The following is a 15,021-nucleotide window of genomic DNA, read 5'->3' on the forward strand; positions in this document are numbered from 1 at the left end:
TTCTGTCACGCCGCACCCGCAGCATTGCTTTACGCAGGCTCAAGTCGATGCTCGGACTTTCGCTTACCCGTCAAAGATGATCGGTTTTCCGTCACGCAAGGCTGCTTTAACGACATTTGTATAATCCTCGCCGTCTTCAAGATGGGCCGCGCCAGCGTGAAGCACGAGCGGCGGGCAGAGGCGGAAAGCCGCCCGGCCGCCCTTGCGTCCGCGGGCGAGAATCAGCCGGGGCGCGCGGCCCACCCGCGGAGCCAGCGGCAGCACCTCGACAGAGCCCAGATGCATGCTCAGGGCCGCCAGCAGTTCGGGCAGCCTTTCCACGCGTTGCACGAAGGTGGCCGTGCCACGCGGCTTGAGGCGTTTCGCCGCAAGCGCGACCCAATCGGCCAGGGGAAGCGCCCCGGCCTGCGCAAGTTCGACGCCCGCGTCCAGCGCGGCGCTGCGCTTGCCCTGCTCGAAATACGGAGGGTTTGCGAGAACGTGATCGAAGGACCGCGCTTTCAGCTCGGCGGGCGGCCGTGCCAGGTCGGTTTCAAGGATTTCCCCCTGCAATCCGTTCTCGGCAATGTTACGGCGCGCGAGGGCGGCGTAGGCAGGCTGGAGCTCGACCCCCACCAAGCGCAGGTCGCCGACGCGCACACCAAGGCACACGAGAGCCGGAGCCGCGCCGCAGCCCAGCTCCAGGATGTCCTGCCCTGGACGCGCCTCGACGCTTGCCGCAAGCAATACGGGATCCACGCCAGCCCTATATCCAAGACCCTGTTTTGGCTGCCATATTTTCGCAGACCCCCCAAGGAAATCGTCACGGCGCAGCGCCTCCTCGGCGAAGGGCTCGGCTCTCACGACCCGGCCTCGAAGGAGACGCCGAAGTCGCGCAACACCCGCTGTGCCGCCTGCAAGTCCCCGCTGCGGACCATCAGCCTGCGCGGAAGGATGCCGAGCGAGCCCTCGAGGACGCTCATATTTACGTCCAACTCAAAGCTGTCTATACCCTGCCCATCTAGGAGGGTCTTCGCCAGCGGGATCAGTGTGATGTCGGTTGTGCGCAGAAGTTCTTCCATACTGGGGATGTAAGGACAGGGCCCCGGCCTTGTCGAGCCTGTGACGGGGGTCTGATGGGCTTGGATACGGCAAAAGCGAAACCGCACGATCGCCTGGCGACGATGCTGTCCGACGAGATGGGCGCGGTGAACGCGCTGATCCGCGAGCGCATGGCGTCGAAACACGCGCCGCGCATTCCTGAGGTGACCGCGCATCTGGTCGAAGCGGGCGGCAAGCGCCTGCGCCCGATGCTGACGCTCGCAGCGGCGAATATCTGTAATTACGACGGCCCCTTCCACGTGCATCTCGCCGCGACGGTGGAGTTCATCCACACCGCGACGCTGCTGCATGACGACGTGGTGGACGAGAGCGGGCAGCGCCGTGGCCGCCCCACCGCCAACTTGCTGTGGGACAACAAGTCTTCAGTTCTGGTCGGCGACTACCTCTTTGCCCGCAGCTTCCAGCTGATGACCGAAACCGGCAACTTGCGGGTGCTCGAGATCCTGTCGAACGCCTCGGCCACCATCGCCGAGGGCGAGGTGCTGCAACTGACCGCGGCGCAGGACCTGCGCACGAGCGAGGACATCTACCTTCAGGTGGTGCGCGGCAAGACCGCCGCACTCTTCTCGGCGGCGACCGAGGTGGGCGGCGTGATCGCAGGGGCAGACCCGGCACAGGTGCAGGCCCTCTTCGACTATGGTGACGCGCTCGGCATCGCCTTCCAGATCGCCGACGATCTGCTTGACTACATGGGCGACAGCTCGGCGACCGGCAAGAATGTCGGCGACGACTTCCGCGAGCGCAAGCTGACCCTGCCGGTGATCAAGGCCGTCGCCGCCGCCGACGCCGAAGAGCGCGCCTTCTGGCAGCGCACCATCGAGAAGGGCAAGCAGGAAGACGGCGATCTCGAGCACGCGCTCAAGCTGCTCAACAAGCACGGCGCGCTGGACGCCACCCGCGAAGACGCGCTCGGATGGTCGGAAAAGGCCAAGGCCTCGATGGCGCGGCTGCCGCAGTCCGAAGTGCGCGACGTGATGATCGAACTGGCTGATTTCGTGGTGGCGCGGCTCTACTGAGCCCGCCTCCTCACCCCAGGCGCGGCATCGCTCGCGCCTGCTGATCCCCCAGAAGACCCTCGGCAATCCACCAGTCCGGTCGCGCGACGCGCAGCGCGGCAGCCGCTGCACCGGCGTCTGCCATCGTGGCGAAGAGGCCGAAGCAGGTCGCCCCGGATCCCGACATGCGTGCGAGGCGGCAGCCCGGCAGCGCCGCCAATTCCCCGAGAACCACCCCGATCATCGGCTCCAGCGCGCTTGCCGCCGGCTCCATGTCGTTGCGCATGTCCTTCAGCCAGGCAATCAGCACCTCTGCGTCGGGAAACTCCGGCAGCGGCTCGGGCATCGGGGGATTGTCGCGCGCTGTCAGGCTGCGGAAGATCCGAGGGGTCGAGACCGGCACGCGCGGATTGACCAGCACGGCGGGAAGCGGCGGCAGGTTGACCGGCTCCAGCCTTTCGCCGATGCCGCGCACCCGGACAGGGCGAGACGCAAGACACATGGGCACGTCAGCCCCGAGCGCGAGAAGCGCGGTCCCTGCCCGCGCCAGACCGCCTTCGTCCAGCGCCCCGGCTGCGGCCAGCATGGCCCGCGCCGTCGCCGCCGCATCGGCCGAACCGCCACCAATGCCCGAGGCGACCGGCAGCAGCTTTTCCAGCGCGATCGCGGCCCCCTGCCCGTCGCCCACCATCGCGGCGGCGCGCAGCGCGAGATTGTCCCCGTCGGCGGGCAGCCCTGCGGCCTCCGGTCCCTCGAGACTCAGCGACAGCTCCGCCGCGGGCACGAGGCGCAATACATCGCCCACCGGCGCGAAGACGACCAGCGAGTCGAGGAGGTGATACCCATCGTCGCGCTGGCCGGTGATGTGCAGGGTCAGATTGATCTTCGCCGGGGCGAAGACGTCAGTCGGCGTCATGCGCCACCTTCAACGGCGGCCGGCCCTCCTCGGCCAGAACCGTGTCCAGCCCGACCGCCAGCTTGCGGCGGATGCGCTCGGGATCGACATCATCCGAGGCGTCCTCCCAGCCGACGAAAGACAGCGCGCGCTGCCATTGGAAGCGCGCCTCGACCTTGCGGCCCACGGCCCAATAGACGTCGCCCAGGTGATCGTTGACCACCGGGTCCACCGCCATCAGCTCGGCGGCGCGTTCCATGTGGCCCACCGCCTCGTCGTAGCGGCCGAGGCGATAAAGCGCCCAGCCAAGGCTGTCGACGATGTAACCGCTCTGCGGCTCCGCCTCGACCGCACGCTCGATCATCTCCAGCGCCTCGTCGAGGTTCACGTGGTGCTCGACCATGGAATAGCCAAGGTAGTTCAGCACCTGCGGCTGGTCCGGAGCGAACTCGAGCGCCGCGCGGAAGTCCGTCTCCGCGGCCTCCCAGTCGCCATCGCGTTCCTTGCAGATACCGCGGGCGTAATAGAGGAACCATTGCGCCGGATCAGGTTCCCCAAAGGTGGCAAGCGCGCGATCATAGGCCTCGATCGCCTCGCCGTAGCGTTCGAGCTGGCGCATCAGGTCGCCGAGAGCGGATTGCACCGCTGGCAGGTTGCCATGCGTGTCGGCGAGCTGTTCCAGAACCTCGACGGCCGCGTCCATCTTCCCCTCGGCGCGCAACGCGTCGGAGCGGCCCAGTTCCGCCACGTGGAAGGCGGCATCGTCGCGCGGCACGCGGCGGTAGGTGGCGGCGGCGAGCTCGTACTGGCCCATCTTCTCGAGCAATTCACCCGCCATCAGCAGCGCGCCGACATGGTCGGGGCGCAGGTACTCCGCCACACGCACGTGCAGCAGCGTGTAATCTTCGGCGGACTCACTGGCGAGCGCACCGGCGATGGTGAAGAAGACCTCGGCGATACCGTCCCGTGCAGAGGTCACGATGTCGAAAGGCAGCGTCTCTCCCGCGTCGAGCTTTCCGCGCAGCTCCGTCATGCCCGGATCGAGTTGCGGCCCGAAGGCGTCGTCGATCAGCGCCACCGCATCGGCCTGCCGGTCGATCTGCGACAGGATCTCGATCCGCGCCAGCACGGCCCGGCGGGTCATCTGCATGGCTCCGGCTGCGGGCTCGGAGAAGATCGCCTCGGCCCCCTCGAAATCCCCGACCGAGGCCAGGGCCATCGCCTTGTGATAGGCCGCGAACCCGGCAAGCCCGCGTTCCTTGGCGACAGCGTCGAAGGACGTCAGCGCGGTGCTCACGTCACCCCGGCCAAGCTCGGCCCAGGCCTTCAGCAGGCCATCGATCAGCGGCCCGGCAGAGCGGTCTTCCTCGACGCGCTTCAGCAGCTCAGCGTAATCCTCGGCGCGCGCCAGCACGGCGATCTCGGCAAGCTGGCCGATCTGGCTCGTGTGTCCCAGCGCAGTCAGCCGTTCGGCCAATGCCTCGGCCCGCACGAAATCGCCAAGACCGATGTTCGACAGGGCGGCGCGCTCGAGCAGGTCGGCATTTTCCGGGTCGTGCTTGACCGCTTCGCCGTAGTAGAGCGCCGCCGCCTTGAAGTCGCCCTCGAAGCTGGCCTGCCGTGCCGCGAGATAGTCGCCCGAAAGGCTTTCGGCGGACGCCGCCCCTGCCGCCATGAGCGCAAGTGCGAGCACCGTGCCGCGAAGTGTCCCGTATGCCTTGCCCGACATGCCGCCTCCTGTTGTCTGCTTGGGGCAAAGACTAGACCGCGCCGCCCCCCGGCGCAATCCAGCCACCGTTCACGCGAAGGCGAGCGCGAGAGCCTGCCGAGGACCGGCCCACCTGGTGCAAGATCTTTTGGCTCTTTTGGCTGAGGCTGGCTGAGGCACTTTAGTTTGCAATGCAAATCATTTTAATATACATCATTTCGATGACCCAGATATCCTCTCCCCGAAACCGCTTCGGCTTCGCCTTCGTCACGCTCGCACGGCAGTGGCACCGCGTGGTCGACAAGCGACTGGCTGAAGCCGGGCTGACAGATGCCACCTGGCGTCCGCTCGTGCATCTTGCCGAGGGCGGCGATGGCATCAGCCAGCGCGACCTCGCGGCGCGGATCGGGCTCGATACCTCGACGCTGGTGCGCCTCCTCGACCTGCTGGAATCGCGCGGCCTGGTCGAACGGCGGATCGATCCCTCCGATCGCCGCGCGCGCCGCATCCACCTGACGGGCGACGGCCGGACCGAGCTTGCCAATATCCGCGCCATGCTGCTGGAGGCCGAGCGCGACCTGCTTGCGGACCTCGGCGATGACGAGCTTGCCGCGATGCTCGACGGCTTCGCGCGCATGGCCGCCCGCGCTGAGGCCACGCTGAGCGAAGAGGTTTCTGCATGAACGCCCGGCTCGCTTCATTCGGCTTCACCCCCGCAAGGCTCGCCTTCGCGCTGCGCACCGGCCTTGCCGCCTGCGTTGCGCTGATCGTGGCCTGGCTGCTTGGGCTTGAGCATCCGCAATGGGCCGGGATGACCGTCTGGGCCGCCTCGCAACCGGTACGCGGCCAGCTTCTGGAAAAGGGTCTCTTTCGGTTCGCGGGCACGGTGATCGGCACCATTGCAGGGGTCGGGCTGATCCTGCTTCTGCAAGTGCACCCGGCGCTGCTGGTGGTCGGCCTTGCGCTCTGGGTGGGCCTTTGCACCGGGCTGGCCAACCTGCTGCGTGGCTTCGTGGCCTATGGCACGGTGCTGGCGGGATACACCGCCGCGATGGTGGCCCTGCTCGACGTCGGCCACCCCGAGAACGTGCTGACGCTTGGCGCGGATCGGATGGCGACGGTGCTGGTGGGGGTGCTGGCGGCGTTGCTGGTGGGCTGGCTCTTTGCCCCCGCTGCCGACGGCACCGCCCTGCGCGTCCGGATCCGCGGCATCCTCGCCGATCTCTGCGACCAGCTTGCCGCCACCCCCGCCGACCCCGAGGCCGCGCGTCAGCTGATCTCTGCCATGGCCAGCACCGAGGAGTCGCTCGACCCCCATGCCGCCGGTTCGCTGCGCTCGCACCGCGAGACCCGCGCCAGCCGCGCGCTTCTGTCCACCGCGCTTTCGGTGCTGCTCTGGCGACGCGGCCGCGACGGTGCCGCGCTCCCGGAACCTGCCCGGCTTGCCGTGACCGCGGCCGCCGTCGCCCTGCGCGCCGGGGACAGCGCCGCGGCACAGGAGGCCCTCGCTCGCGCGGCGGCATTGCCCGGTCTGCACGAGACCCTCGGCCCGTTGGTATCGACGCTCGCCCGCTGGCGCGCGCCCGAGAACCGCACCGCCCCCGGCGCCGAGCCCGCGGTTCCCGTCGTGCTCCACCGCGACTGGATCGGCGCACGGGAAGCGGCGATCCGCGCCACCGGCGCGCTGCTGATCTTCGGCGCGCTCTGGCAGATCACCGGGTTTGCGGCCGGGGCGTTCCTGCTGCTCGGCATGTCGATCATGATCTCGATCTTCTCCACTTTCGAAAACCCGATTGCCATGCTGCCCTTCGCCTTCCTTGGGCAACTCATGGGCGCGGGCACGGCCCTGGCGATCCGCTGGCTGCTTTGGCCGCAGGCCGGGTCGGAATGGCAGCTGGTGGCGATGGTTCTGCCGTTTGTCTTCCTCGGCGCGCTTCTCGCGGGGCACGACAGGGGCATGAAGGTCAGTTTCGACTACAACATGGTGATGCTTCTGCTGCTGCAACCGGCGCTGCCCCTCACAGGCGATGTCGGCACCTCGATGCTGATGGGACTGGCGGTGGTCGCCGCCCCCCTGGCGGCGCTGCTGGCCTACCGCTCGGTCTATCCACCAACCCTGCGCCGCAAGCAGGTGACGCTGGCGAAGATGATGCTGCACGACGTGGCCGCGCTGGCCGGCGACGCGCAGGCCCTTGCGCACCGCGCGATCTGGCGGGCGCGGCTCTACCATCGGATGCTGAGGATGTTCCGGCTGACCGAACGCTCGTCGCGGGCACAGCGCGCTGCGCTGGACAGCGGGCTGGCGCTGCTCGATCTTGGCCATGCGACGATGCGGGCGCATGAGATGCTCGCCGCGCCGGACACTCCGGCCGCCGAGCGCCGTGCCCTGAGGGCCGCACTGGCGCGCCTTGAGCGGATCGGCGAAACGCCGGGCCGGGCCGAAGGCGCGCTCAGCCGTCTCGCCCGCCGCGCGGCCGGCCCGGACGCCGAGGTCTTCCGCCACGCCGCCCGCAGCGCCGCCTCGCTGGCGGGGTGACCGGCCCGATCAGACCTGCCGCAGCCAGCGGTGCGCGAGCGCCATTTTCTCGCGTACCGGCTGGGTCAACACGAAGGGATAGAGGTCTGGCAGGTCGAGCGCCCGGTTCACGTGGTTCACCGCGATGGACAGGTGCACGGCCCGGCTGATCAGCGCCTCGGTGTCGGCCTCTCGATAGGGGTCATAGCCCTCGCCGGGGATCTCCGGCAGGCGCAGCCCGCTGGCCACGCCGCTGTCGAGCATCGAGACGAGGTGCTGGAGATGCGCCAGCGTCTCGGCCCAGTCCTCGTGCGGGTGAGCGGTGGCATAGGTGGTAATGTATTGCTCGCCCGGCTCCATCGGCGCGTCGTAGTGCCGTTGCAGGGCTTCCGCGTAATCGGAACGCTCGTCGCCGAACAGCGAGCGGAAATCCGCAAGGAACTCTGGCAACTCGGCCAGCCGCAGGAACAGGAAATGCGCCATCTCGTGCCGCATGTGGCCAAGCATGGTGCGGTAAAGCTCGTCGAACTGCTCCTGCCGTTCGGCCAGCACGGCGCCGCTCGCCTCGGACACGTTGATGGTGATGACACCATCGGCGTGTCCCATGATCACGTCCGCCTCGCCATGAAGTGTCTCTTCCGACAGCATGCGGAACACCGGGCGCGCACCCGGATCAGCGGGTGTGAACCAGCCCCAGCGGGCCAGTTCGGCGAGCATCCGCCGCTTGGCCAGCTCGCTGTGCTCCCAAAGCGGCAGGTTCTGCTCGGCACGCAGGTCGGGAACGGTTTCGGTCATGGCGCAGGCGCGGCAGAGTCCACCCTGCTCGGCCACCCAGTTGCAGGCGATGTCATCGCGGTTGGCGCAATGCGCGGCCCCCGCCACCATCGCCTGCGCGTCGGGATCGAAACTGACCTCCTGCCCGCATCCGCAGGCAAGGTTGTGGAAATAGACCGGGCTGGCGCAAGCGGGGCAGCGGAAGATTTGCATCGAGAGCCTCATGTGCTGGACACGGGTCGGTAACTTCGCAAGACGGGCAGACGTTCCCGACGCCAATGAAGCCGCAAGGGACGACGCATGGGAAGCGCCTTGCATGAAGGACTGATGACAGGTCGCTTCGCGCGGGCTCGCCGGTCAGAGGCCGCCAGCCCGCGGCCCACGCGGTCTCGCGGGTGAATCACCCTTGCGAAATCCGTCACGGGCACGTATATGCCCCTTCAACAGCGGCGCGTCGGTCCTGCACCGAAGCTCCACCGGGAAACATCGACGGGCCGCGCGCCCGTATTTTTGTTTCCGAAGGAGTCGGAGAAAATGACCGACCTCATCGCCAAGTCCTCGCTCGACAAGCGCCTCGCCGAGATCATCGGCCCCGTCATCGAAGACATGGGGTTCGAACTCGTGCGCATTCGCCTGATGGGCGGCAAGACCGCGACCCTGCAGATCATGGCCGAACGCCCCGAAGGCGGCATCGAAGTCGATGAATGCGCCAATATCTCCACGGCAGTGTCTGCCGTGCTCGACGTCGAGGATCCGATCATCGACGCCTATACGCTCGAGGTTTCCTCGCCCGGCATCGACCGCCCGCTCACGCGCCTCAAGGACTTCGAGACCTTCGAGGGCTACGAGGTAAAGATCGAGACCTCCGAGATGATCGACGGCCGCAAGCGCTGGCGCGGCGTCGTCGCGGGTGTCGAAGGTGACGAGGTACTGCTCAACATCGAGGAAGGCGGCGAGGAGCAGACCATCGGCCTGCAATTCGACTGGCTGTCGGACGCCAAGCTGGTGCTCACCGACGATCTGATCCGAGACATGCTCCGCGCCCGCAAGGCGCAGGAAGTGGACGAAACCAAATTCGACGACATCGAGGCCGACGACGCGGCCGCTCAGGAGGACTAAGACCATGGCAATCACCTCTGCCAACCAGCTCGAGCTTCTGCAGACCGCCGAAGCCGTCGCTCGCGAGAAGATGATCGACCCCTCGCTGGTGATCGAAGCGATGGAGGAGAGCCTCGCCCGCGCCGCCAAGAGCCGCTACGGCTCGGAGATGGACATCCGCGTGAAGATCGACCGCAAGACCGGTCGCGCCAGCTTCACCCGCGTGCGCACCGTGGTCGAGGACGACCTGCTCGAGAACTACCAGGCCGAGATGACCGTCCAGCAGGCCAAGCAGTACATGGCCGACCCCAAGGTGGGCGACCAGTTCGTCGAGGAGGTCCCGCCCGTGGACCTCGGCCGGATCGCCGCGCAGAGCGCCAAGCAGGTGATCCTGCAGAAGGTGCGCGAAGCCGAGCGTGACCGCCAGTACGAAGAGTTCAAGGACCGTCAGGGCACGATCATCAACGGTCAGGTCAAGCGCGAGGAATATGGCAACGTCATCGTCGACGTCGGCCGTGGCGAAGCCATCCTGCGCCGCAACGAGAAGATCGGCCGCGAAAGCTATCGCCCCGGCGACCGCATCCGCTGCTACGTCAAGGACGTGCGCCGCGAGGCCCGCGGCCCGCAGATCTTCCTGTCGCGCACCGCGCCGGAATTCATGGCCGAGCTGTTCAAGATGGAAGTGCCGGAAATCTACGATGGCATCATCGAGATCAAGGCCGTCGCCCGTGACCCCGGCTCGCGCGCCAAGATCGGCGTCGTTTCCTACGATGGCTCGATCGACCCGGTCGGCGCCTGCGTCGGTATGCGCGGTTCGCGCGTGCAGGCCGTGGTGAACGAGCTGCAGGGCGAGAAGATCGACATCATCCCGTGGAACGAGGACATGCCGACCTTCCTCGTCAACGCGCTGCAGCCGGCCGAAGTGTCGAAGGTGGTTCTCGACGAGGATGCAGAGCGCATCGAGGTCGTCGTGCCCGACGAGCAGCTGTCGCTGGCCATCGGTCGTCGCGGCCAGAACGTGCGCCTCGCCTCGCAGCTGACCGGTCTCGATATCGACATCATGACCGAGGAAGAAGAATCCAAGCGCCGCCAGGCCGAGTTCGAAGTGCGCACCAAGCTGTTCATGGAAACGCTGGACGTCGACGAGTTCTTCGCCCAGCTGCTGGTCGCCGAAGGCTTCACCAACCTCGAGGAAGTGGCCTACGTCGAGCTTGACGAGCTGCTGGTGATCGACGGCGTTGACGAAGGCACCGCCGAAGAGCTGCAGACCCGTGCCCGCGAGTTCATCGAAGAGCAGGCCCGCAAGGCGCTCGAGAAGGCGCGCGAACTGGGTGTCGAGGAGAGCCTCATTGAATTCGAGGGCCTCACCCCCCAGATGGTAGAGGCACTGGCCGAAGACGGCATCAAGTCGCTCGAAGACTTCGCCACCTGCGCCGACTGGGAACTGGCCGGCGGGTGGACCACGGTCGACGGCCAGCGCCAGAAGGACGACGGCCTGCTCGAGAAATTCGGCGTAGACCTCGACGAGGCGCAGAACCTGATCATGACTGCCCGCGTTATGCTGGGCTGGGTCGACCCCGAGGAACTGGTTGCCAGCGCGGCAGAGGGCGATGAGCTCGACGCCGAGGATGGCGAATCGGACGAGGCGGAGGCCTGAGCCACAGATGAGTCGCGGAGGTCAGGAAAAAGACAGGGAAGACGGTCCCGAACGGCGCTGCATCGCCACCGGCGACGTGGAGCCCAAGGGCGGTCTGATCCGGTTCGTGGTCGGGCCCGAGGGTCAGGTCGTTCCCGACCTCGCGGGCAAGCTGCCCGGTCGGGGCATCTGGGTCTCGGCCGATCGCAAGGCATTGGAAAAGGCGGCGGGCAAAGGACTCTTTGCCCGCGCAGCCAAGGCACCGGTGACCGTGCCCGAGGGGCTGCCCGACCTTGTCGAGGGCATGCTCGCCCGGCGGGTGGTCGAGCTGATCAGCCTCGCCCGCAAGGGCGGCGGCGCCGTCTCGGGCTACGAGAAGGTGAAGGACTGGCTTATGAAAGAGGAAGCCCGCGTCCTGATCCAGGCCGAGGATGGATCGGCCCGTGGAAAGACGAAATTGAGTACTCCCTACGGGGGGAACTACATCGGCTGGCTCACCGCAGACGAGCTGGGGCTGGCCTTCGGACGTGAAAAGGTGATACATGCCGCGCTTGGCGCTGGTGGACTCACCAAACGTGTTGTAGAGGAAGCCCAACGTTTGAAGGGCCTGCGCGTCGCATCGGCGGACGCGAGACCGGCAGCAGGGGCTGCCGCGGGCGGCAACAGCCGCCGGAAAGGATAAGAGAATCTTAATGAGCGATAACGACGGCAAGAAGACTTTGGGTTTGCGCGGCGGGTCCCACTCGGGGAACGTGAAGCAGAGCTTCAGCCACGGCCGCACAAAGAACGTCGTGGTGGAGACCAAGCGCAAACGCGTCGTGGTGCCGAAAACGGGCGCCGCTGGCGGTGCAAAGGGTTCGGGCGGCGGATCGCATGGCGGATCGGGCAAACGCCCGGCGGGCATCACCGATGCGGAGATGGAACGCCGGCTGCGTGCGCTGCAGGCCGCCAAGGCGCGCGAAGCCGAAGAGACTGCTCAGCGCGAGGCCGAGGAAAAGGCCCGCGCCGAGGAGCGTGAGCGCATGCGCGCCGAAAAGGAACAAAAAGAGCGCGAGCAGCGCGAGGCCGAAGAGCGCGCCAAGGCGAAAGCCGAGGAAGAAGAGCGCAAGGTCCGCGAGGCCGCACAGGCTGCTGAAGCCGCGAAGAAGGCCGAAGTCGCTGCCAAGAAACCGGCGGCGGCCAAGGACGACGCGGCTGCTCCGGCGGCCCGTACCGCCGCGGCTCCGGGTGCCAAGCCCTCCGCGCCGGCACAGCCGCAGCAGCGCAAGGCCGACCGCGAGCGCGAAGAGCGTGGCCGGTCGACCCGTGGCCGCGACGATGGCGAGCGCCGTTCCGGCAAGCTGACGCTGAACCAGGCTCTGGGCGGCGAAGGCGGACGGCAGAAATCCATGGCCGCGATGAAGCGCAAGCAGGAGCGTGCGCGTCAGAAGGCGATGGGTGGGGCGCAGGCCCGCGAAAAGGTCGTGCGTGACGTGCAGCTTCCCGAGGCGATCACGGTGGCGGAACTCGCCAACCGTATGGCCGAGCGCGTGGCTGACGTGGTGAAGTCGCTCATGCAGAGCGGCATCATGGTGACGCAGAACCAGACCATCGACGCCGACACCGCGGAACTGATCATCGAGGAATTCGGCCACCGCGTGACCCGCGTGTCCGATGCCGACGTCGAAGACGTGATCAAGACCGTGGACGACAAGCCGGAGGACCTCCAGTCGCGTCCGCCGGTCATCACGATCATGGGCCACGTCGACCACGGCAAGACCTCGCTGCTCGACGCGATCCGCAACACCAGCGTGACCTCCGGCGAAGCCGGCGGGATCACCCAGCACATCGGCGCCTACCAGGTGACGACGAAGAACGGCGACGTGCTGTCCTTCCTCGACACGCCCGGTCACGCCGCCTTCACCTCGATGCGCTCGCGTGGCGCACAGGTGACGGACATCGTGGTGCTGGTGGTCGCGGCGGATGACGCCGTGATGCCGCAGACGGTCGAGGCGATCAGCCACGCGAAAGCGGCCAAGGTGCCGATGATCGTGGCGATCAACAAGGTCGACAAGCCCTCGGCAAACCCGACCAAGGTGCGCACCGACCTGCTGCAGCACGAAGTCGTCGTCGAAGAGATGTCGGGCGAAGTGCAGGATGTCGAGGTTTCGGCCAAGACCGGCCTGGGTCTCGACTCGCTGCTCGAAGCCATCGCGCTGCAGGCCGAGATCCTCGAGCTCAAGGCCAACCCGAACCGCGCCGCACAAGGTGCCGTGATCGAAGCGCAGCTCGACGTGGGCCGCGGCCCGGTCGCGACGGTGCTCGTGCAGAACGGCACGCTCAAGCAGGGCGACATCTTCGTCGTGGGCGAGCAGTACGGCAAGGTCCGTGCGCTGATCAACGACAAGGGTGAGCGCGTGCAGGAAGCCGGACCGTCGGTGCCCGTCGAGGTGCTGGGTCTCAATGGCACGCCCGAGGCCGGCGACGTTCTCAACGTCACCGAGACCGAAGCGCAGGCCCGCGAGATCGCCGAGTACCGTGCACATGTCTCGAAGGACAAGCGCGCCGCTGCAGGTGCCGCAACGACCCTCGAGCAGCTGATGCAGAAAGCCAAGGACGACGAGAACGTCTCGGAACTGCCCGTCATCGTGAAAGCGGACGTGCAGGGCTCGGCGGAAGCGATCGTCCAGGCGCTCGAGAAGGTCGGCAACGACGAGGTGCGCGTGCGCGTCATCCACTCGGGTGTCGGCGCGATCACCGAGACCGACATCGGCCTTGCCGAAGCGTCGGGCTGCCCGGTCATCGGCTTCAACGTTCGTGCCAACGCTCCGGCCCGCAACGGGGCCAACCAGAAGGGCGTGGAGATCCGCTACTACTCGGTGATCTACGACCTCGTGGACGACGTGAAAGCCGCGGCCTCGGGCCTGCTGTCGAACGAAATCCGCGAGAACTTCATCGGCTACGCGGCGATCAAGGAAGTCTTCAAGGTGTCCAACGTCGGCAAGGTCGCCGGCTGTCTGGTCACCGAGGGCGTTGCCCGCCGCTCCGCCGGCGTGCGCCTGCTGCGCGACAACGTGGTGATCCACGAAGGCACGCTGAAGACCCTCAAGCGCTTCAAGGACGAGGTTGCCGAAGTGCAGTCCGGCCAGGAATGCGGCATGGCCTTCGAGAACTACGACGATATCCGCCCCGGCGATGTCATCGAGATCTTCGAGCGCGAGGAAGTCGAGCGCTCGCTCTGACCTCCCTGCCCTCCGCAGGACAGAACACCGACAAGCCCCGGCGATTTCGCCGGGGCTTTCTTCTTGGCACCTCGGATGTCTTGGCGCACCGTGGCCGAACGCCTTCACCAGTGCGTAGCTGACGCCTGTGGGGAAAGATGTGCCCAAGGGCGCGGCCCTGGTGCTTCGTGCTGATCGCCTGCCCCGGCGTTGGGATTTTCGGCACGTTCACGCTCAGCGAGACGCCATTGGATCACCCCCGCCCGACACGATGCGATGCAGCAAAAAAAATGCGAGCCGCCTTTTCAGGCGACTCGCATGTCGTTGACTTCTGTGGGCGTCAATTCAGACCGGGCGCCCGGTGAAGATCTGCTGCCCGACACGCACCATGATGCGTCCATCGGGAAGAGTCTTCTCAAGAAAGCCCTGGACCGAAATGCAGCTACCCATGATGATGGTGCGCAACATGTTGTGTCCTCAACTAAAACTCTATGGGCAGATTATTACCCCAGGAAGAGCGACAAAACTACATGAAAATTGCACAAATCTGTTTCAATTGTAGGCAAATCTGCATGTTTTTACGATGAATTAATGATCAAGGGCACCTTGGCGTCAGAAAACCCTTGATCATAGCAAATCCCTGAGAATCGGGATAAGCGGCACGTCCGCTGGCGGCATCGGGTAGTCGGTCAACTCGCGGGCGCGGACCCATTTCAGTCGCTGACCTTCGCGTGCCTGCGGCGCGCCCTGCCATTTGCGGCAGGCGAAGAGCGGCATCAGCAGGTGGAAATCCTCGTAGGCATGCGAGGCGAAGGTCAGCGGCGCAAGGCAGCTGTCCCAGGTCTCGATCCCCAGTTCCTCGTGCAGCTCGCGGATCAGCGCGGCCTCTGGGGTCTCGCCGGGCTCGACCTTGCCGCCCGGAAACTCCCAGAGGCCGGCCATCGATTTGCCCTCGGGCCGCTGTGCCAGCAGCACGCGCCCCTCGACGTCGATGAGCGCAACGGCGGAGACAAGGACGATCTTTTTCATGGGCGGCGCCTTTGGTGGATGCAAAAAGGCGAGGGGCTCTGCCCCTCGCGCTCCCCGGGATATTTGCCCC

At 66.6% G+C, this 15,021-nt stretch carries 14 protein-coding genes; 7 read left to right on the forward strand and 7 right to left on the reverse strand.

Annotated features, from left to right (window positions below):
• Positions 1 to 63 precede the first annotated feature (63 nt).
• Positions 64 to 843 (reverse strand): methyltransferase, encoded by a 780-nt coding sequence (locus IQ782_RS07675; RefSeq protein ID WP_194134030.1) that lies wholly within the window; start codon positions 841 to 843, stop codon positions 64 to 66.
• Entirely contained in the window at positions 840 to 1,061 is a 222-nt protein-coding gene (locus tag IQ782_RS07680; protein ID WP_194134031.1) for a putative signal transducing protein, read from the reverse strand. The genes IQ782_RS07675 and IQ782_RS07680 overlap by 4 nt, the downstream gene beginning before the upstream one ends.
• A gap of 54 nt (positions 1,062 to 1,115) precedes the next feature.
• On the opposite strand from IQ782_RS07680, the gene IQ782_RS07685 reads away from it, so the two are divergent.
• Positions 1,116 to 2,117, forward strand: a complete 1,002-nt coding sequence (locus IQ782_RS07685; RefSeq protein WP_194134032.1) for a polyprenyl synthetase family protein — start codon at positions 1,116 to 1,118, stop codon at positions 2,115 to 2,117.
• Between the two features lie 10 nt (positions 2,118 to 2,127).
• Here IQ782_RS07685 and IQ782_RS07690 read toward each other — a convergent pair whose 3' ends face one another.
• Positions 2,128 to 3,012: a 4-(cytidine 5'-diphospho)-2-C-methyl-D-erythritol kinase gene (locus tag IQ782_RS07690; RefSeq protein ID WP_194134033.1), complete on the reverse strand. Its 885-nt coding sequence runs from the start codon at positions 3,010 to 3,012 to the stop codon at positions 2,128 to 2,130.
• Positions 2,999 to 4,720, reverse strand: coding sequence for a tetratricopeptide repeat protein (locus IQ782_RS07695; protein ID WP_194134034.1), 1,722 nt, complete (start codon positions 4,718 to 4,720; stop codon positions 2,999 to 3,001). The genes IQ782_RS07690 and IQ782_RS07695 overlap by 14 nt, the downstream gene beginning before the upstream one ends.
• Before the next feature lie 200 nt (positions 4,721 to 4,920).
• On the opposite strand from IQ782_RS07695, the gene IQ782_RS07700 reads away from it, so the two are divergent.
• A complete protein-coding gene (locus IQ782_RS07700; protein ID WP_194134035.1) occupies positions 4,921 to 5,382 on the forward strand; it encodes a MarR family winged helix-turn-helix transcriptional regulator in 462 nt (153 codons plus the stop codon).
• Positions 5,379 to 7,235, forward strand: a complete 1,857-nt coding sequence (locus IQ782_RS07705; protein ID WP_194134036.1) for an FUSC family protein — start codon at positions 5,379 to 5,381, stop codon at positions 7,233 to 7,235. The genes IQ782_RS07700 and IQ782_RS07705 overlap by 4 nt, the downstream gene beginning before the upstream one ends.
• Positions 7,236 to 7,244: 9 nt before the next feature.
• Here the strand turns inward: IQ782_RS07705 and IQ782_RS07710 are convergent, their stop codons facing one another.
• On the reverse strand, positions 7,245 to 8,201 hold the full coding sequence (locus tag IQ782_RS07710; RefSeq protein ID WP_194134037.1) for a zinc-binding metallopeptidase family protein: 957 nt from the start codon (positions 8,199 to 8,201) through the stop codon (positions 7,245 to 7,247).
• 321 nt (positions 8,202 to 8,522) lie between these two features.
• Here IQ782_RS07710 and rimP point away from each other — a divergent pair, with 321 nt between their 5' ends.
• Genes rimP through infB form a run of 4 tightly spaced genes read left to right on the forward strand, consistent with a single transcriptional unit; the run spans position 8,523 to position 13,943 of the window.
• Positions 8,523 to 9,107: a ribosome maturation factor RimP gene (gene rimP, locus IQ782_RS07715; protein WP_194134038.1), complete on the forward strand. Its 585-nt coding sequence runs from the start codon at positions 8,523 to 8,525 to the stop codon at positions 9,105 to 9,107.
• Positions 9,108 to 9,111: 4 nt separating this feature from the next.
• Positions 9,112 to 10,743, forward strand: coding sequence for a transcription termination factor NusA (nusA, locus tag IQ782_RS07720; protein ID WP_194134039.1), 1,632 nt, complete (start codon positions 9,112 to 9,114; stop codon positions 10,741 to 10,743).
• A 7-nt stretch (positions 10,744 to 10,750) separates the two neighbouring features.
• A complete protein-coding gene (locus tag IQ782_RS07725; protein WP_194134040.1) occupies positions 10,751 to 11,404 on the forward strand; it encodes an RNA-binding protein in 654 nt (217 codons plus the stop codon).
• Positions 11,405 to 11,414: 10 nt separating this feature from the next.
• A complete protein-coding gene (infB, locus tag IQ782_RS07730; protein ID WP_194134041.1) occupies positions 11,415 to 13,943 on the forward strand; it encodes a translation initiation factor IF-2 in 2,529 nt (842 codons plus the stop codon).
• Positions 13,944 to 14,267: 324 nt separating this feature from the next.
• Here the strand turns inward: infB and IQ782_RS30155 are convergent, their stop codons facing one another.
• Together IQ782_RS30155 and mutT are read right to left on the reverse strand one after the other, a co-directional pair.
• Positions 14,268 to 14,390 carry a hypothetical protein gene (locus IQ782_RS30155; protein ID WP_092423579.1) on the reverse strand — a complete coding sequence of 41 codons (123 nt, stop codon included), beginning with the start codon at positions 14,388 to 14,390 and terminating at the stop codon, positions 14,268 to 14,270.
• Between the two features lie 159 nt (positions 14,391 to 14,549).
• Positions 14,550 to 14,951 (reverse strand): 8-oxo-dGTP diphosphatase MutT, encoded by a 402-nt coding sequence (mutT, locus tag IQ782_RS07735; protein WP_194134042.1) that lies wholly within the window; start codon positions 14,949 to 14,951, stop codon positions 14,550 to 14,552.
• Between the last annotated feature and the right edge of the window lie 70 nt (positions 14,952 to 15,021).

It is taken from the genome of Salipiger mangrovisoli, assembly GCF_015223355.1.
GTDB lineage: Bacteria > Pseudomonadota > Alphaproteobacteria > Rhodobacterales > Rhodobacteraceae > Salipiger > Salipiger mangrovisoli.

What these genes read in the sequence shown, in the direction of transcription:
- IQ782_RS07725 (WP_194134040.1), top strand. Translation starts at nt 10,751, where the DNA reads ATGAGTCGCGGAGGTCAGGAAAAAGACAGGGAAGACGGTCCCGAACGG.
- IQ782_RS07710 (WP_194134037.1), bottom strand. Translation starts at nt 8,201, where the DNA reads ATGCAAATCTTCCGCTGCCCCGCTTGCGCCAGCCCGGTCTATTTCCAC.
- IQ782_RS07695 (WP_194134034.1), bottom strand. Translation starts at nt 4,720, where the DNA reads ATGTCGGGCAAGGCATACGGGACACTTCGCGGCACGGTGCTCGCACTT.
- IQ782_RS07700 (WP_194134035.1), top strand. Translation starts at nt 4,921, where the DNA reads ATGACCCAGATATCCTCTCCCCGAAACCGCTTCGGCTTCGCCTTCGTC.
- IQ782_RS30155 (WP_092423579.1), bottom strand. Translation starts at nt 14,390, where the DNA reads ATGTTGCGCACCATCATCATGGGTAGCTGCATTTCGGTCCAGGGCTTT.
- infB (WP_194134041.1), top strand. Translation starts at nt 11,415, where the DNA reads ATGAGCGATAACGACGGCAAGAAGACTTTGGGTTTGCGCGGCGGGTCC.
- nusA (WP_194134039.1), top strand. Translation starts at nt 9,112, where the DNA reads ATGGCAATCACCTCTGCCAACCAGCTCGAGCTTCTGCAGACCGCCGAA.
- IQ782_RS07690 (WP_194134033.1), bottom strand. Translation starts at nt 3,012, where the DNA reads ATGACGCCGACTGACGTCTTCGCCCCGGCGAAGATCAATCTGACCCTG.
- IQ782_RS07685 (WP_194134032.1), top strand. Translation starts at nt 1,116, where the DNA reads ATGGGCTTGGATACGGCAAAAGCGAAACCGCACGATCGCCTGGCGACG.
- IQ782_RS07705 (WP_194134036.1), top strand. Translation starts at nt 5,379, where the DNA reads ATGAACGCCCGGCTCGCTTCATTCGGCTTCACCCCCGCAAGGCTCGCC.
- rimP (WP_194134038.1), top strand. Translation starts at nt 8,523, where the DNA reads ATGACCGACCTCATCGCCAAGTCCTCGCTCGACAAGCGCCTCGCCGAG.
- IQ782_RS07680 (WP_194134031.1), bottom strand. Translation starts at nt 1,061, where the DNA reads ATGGAAGAACTTCTGCGCACAACCGACATCACACTGATCCCGCTGGCG.
- mutT (WP_194134042.1), bottom strand. Translation starts at nt 14,951, where the DNA reads ATGAAAAAGATCGTCCTTGTCTCCGCCGTTGCGCTCATCGACGTCGAG.